Origin of the sequence: Loktanella sp. DJP18 (assembly GCF_049310965.1) — a bacterium.
Taxonomy (GTDB): Bacteria; Pseudomonadota; Alphaproteobacteria; order Rhodobacterales; family Rhodobacteraceae; genus Loktanella.
The window spans coordinates 1-2,674 of the sequence record NZ_JBMERN010000253.1 but is presented as its reverse complement, the minus strand read 5'-3'; the positions used below and the strand labels follow the sequence as shown (position 1 = coordinate 2,674).

The window sequence follows — 2,674 nt, the reverse complement described above, 5'->3', positions numbered from 1 at the left end:
GCGAATTCATCCAATGCGCGTTCGGTGAACCGGGAATAGGGGCCGGGGCGGTAGCCCGGCATAGACGCGCCCTGATGGGCCAGCGCCACCAGATGCGCGTCCTCGGCGTTGGTCTGTTTCCAGACGGCGGTCAGGTTGGCGAGGTCGTAGTCCTCGCCCTCCACCGCGTCGCGGTTCACCAGCCATTTCGTCCGCACGAGGGTCCTGTTCGGCCCGATCGGCACGGCGGTGAAGACGACGGCGTGGTCGGACATGAAGTGGTTCCACGAATTGATGCCCCACAGATGCAGATCGCCCAGGCCTGGCTTGTCCGTATCGCCCAATGGGATGGACACTGCGGCGCGGGTGTCGGGCGTCTGACTTTCGCCCAGTCCCGCGATGATCAGGCGCTGGGTGCGAAAATTCGTGGGCCAGCCGACGGTGTGTTCGACGGCCTCGAACGGCAGGCCGAGGCTGTCCCAATACGCACCATTGCGGGCATAGGCGTCCAGCAGGCCGTTCGCCTCGGCCTGCTCGGTCGGGGTCAGGTTTTCCGGGTCATAACCGAAGTCGGCGGCATGGAACGACAGCGACAGTTGCGGATGGTTCGACGCGCAATGATAACATTCGCGGTTGTTCTCCATCGTCAGTTTCCAGTTGCCGTCCTCGATCACGTCCTGCTCGAAGGCGATCTTGGCACGGCGCAGGTCGAAGGCGGCAAGGCGGGGTTCAATGATTTTGACCAGTTCGTCGATGTCGTCAGGCGGCGTGTCGGACAGGCAGACATATAGCAACCCGCCCACGTCACGCAGCGCGACAGGCTTCAGGTGGTGCAGGTCGCGGTCGAAATCCAAACCCATATGCGGTGCCAGCGCCAGCGCGCCATCAAGGTCGTAGGTCCACTGGTGATAAGGGCAGACCAGTTTGCCCACCACGGACCGCCCTGGCGGCACCAGCCGCGCGCCGCGATGCGAGCAGACATTGTGAAAGGCCCGCAACTGGTCGGCGTCGTCGCGCAGGATCAAGATGGACGCGGGGCCAATGTCCACGGCAATCACGTCGCCGGCCTCCTCGACGCCGCAGGCGACGCCAATGGCGATCCAGTGGCGACCGAAGATTGCGTCACAGTCCGCTTCATACGCCGCCTGACTGGTGTAAAGCGGGGCGGGCAGGGTGTGGCCGGGCTGGCGGGCGGCCAGCAGGGCGGCAATGGGCGGGGCGGGGGCAGGGGTGTCGAACATGAGGGCAACTCCGTAGCTGGGCAAAGCGTAGGCGAGGAGGACAGGGCCCGACAACGGCAGAAACGGGCTTGCAATCCATACGCTGAGGTTATGAATGGTGCGGTAACTTCGGTAGAGAAAAAGCGAGTTCATGCACCGCCTGCGCCGCAGCCTGCCGTCGCTGACCGCCCTCGTCGCGTTCGAGGCGGCGGCGCGCAGTGGCGGGTTCACGCGGGCGGCGACAGAGCTTGGCGTGACGCAGGCGGCGATCAGTCGTCGCATCGCAGCACTGGAACGCGAGGTCGGCCAAACCCTGTTCGACCGGCGCAACCGACGCGTCATGCTGACGGACGCCGGGCAGCGGCTGTTCGACACAGTGCGCATGTCCTTCACGGCGCTGGCCGACACGATCGACGGGCTGCGGCTGCCGGCCCGGTCGCTGACCGTCAACGTGTCCATTGCCTTTGGTCACTTCCGGCTTCTGCCGCGCCTTGGCTCGTTCCGCGAACAAGTGCCGGACGTCGATCTGCGGGTCGTGTCGCAGGACACCTGGACCGCCCCAGATGATCCGCAGATCGACCTTGCTGTGCGTTACGGCAAGCCGCCGTTCCGCGGGATGAAGGTAGTAGGCTCAATGCCGGATGGCATCCTGCCGGTCTGCGCGCCGGACGTTGCGGCGCGGTTGTCCGGCATAGGGGTCGCGGATCTGGCGCGGCGCGGGGACATCGCAAGGATCGACAATTCGTCGCCAGAGCCGAGCTGGCTGAACTGGGCCGAATGGTTTCGCCAGTCGGGATGGCGGGGCGGAATCGACCCCGCGCGCCTGCGCTTCAGCAGTTATTCCGACGCAGCCTATGCCGCGATGGCTGGGGACGGAGTGGCGCTGGGGTGGACCTATTTGTTGGAACGCCCTCTCGCGGATGGTCGCCTTGTCGCACTGGACCTGCCGACGCTGTTCCCGCGCGAACGACACTACATCCTGATCCCGGAGCGAGGCGAGCCTTCGGCGCAGGCTCTTGCCTTTGCGCACTGGCTTGGCGGGGACGGGACGGAGGCGGACGACGGTCCGTGATCTGGCGTCACGCTTTGCGGTGGTCCGCCAGAGAGGTTATAAGCCGTCTCGACGGCCAGTTGTGCCGATATGTGGCGCGCGGTCCCGAAGGCGCGGGATGCGGAACACAGGCTGCTGGACCCACCTGCGGATCAGCGAAACCGGAAGGATGATGACGATGGCAAAAGACATGAGCGGGACAGGCCCCGACCTTGGTCCTTTCGACTGGGCCGACGCGCTGCTGCTGGAAAGCCAGTTGACCGAAGACGAACGGATGCTGCGCGATGCGGCCCGCGATTTTGCGCAGACGGTGCTGCAACCGCGCGTGACGCAGGCCTACCGTGACGAGGCGTCCTCGCCGGAGCTGTTCCCCCTGATGGGAGAGGCCGGTCTGCTGGGCTGCACCATTCCCGAGGAATACGGT

Annotated in this window: 3 protein-coding genes; 2 read left to right on the top strand and 1 reads right to left on the bottom strand. The window is 65.6% G+C overall.

Translation table 11 applies throughout. From position 1 onward, the window contains the following. A partial coding sequence (locus tag ACOI1H_RS24735) for an aromatic ring-hydroxylating oxygenase subunit alpha (RefSeq protein ID WP_422440905.1) occupies positions 1-1,220 on the bottom strand: 1,220 nt, incomplete at its 3' end. 130 nt (positions 1,221-1,350) lie between these two features. On the opposite strand from ACOI1H_RS24735, the gene ACOI1H_RS24730 reads away from it, so the two are divergent. Both ACOI1H_RS24730 and ACOI1H_RS24725 read left to right on the top strand, forming a co-directional pair. Next, positions 1,351-2,271, top strand: a complete 921-nt coding sequence (locus tag ACOI1H_RS24730; protein WP_422440903.1) for a LysR substrate-binding domain-containing protein — start codon at positions 1,351-1,353, stop codon at positions 2,269-2,271. A 157-nt stretch (positions 2,272-2,428) separates the two neighbouring features. Next, a partial coding sequence (locus ACOI1H_RS24725) for an acyl-CoA dehydrogenase family protein (protein ID WP_422439805.1) occupies positions 2,429-2,674 on the top strand: 246 nt, incomplete at its 3' end.

What these genes read in the sequence shown, in the direction of transcription:
- ACOI1H_RS24730 (WP_422440903.1), top strand. Translation starts at nt 1,351, where the DNA reads ATGCACCGCCTGCGCCGCAGCCTGCCGTCGCTGACCGCCCTCGTCGCG.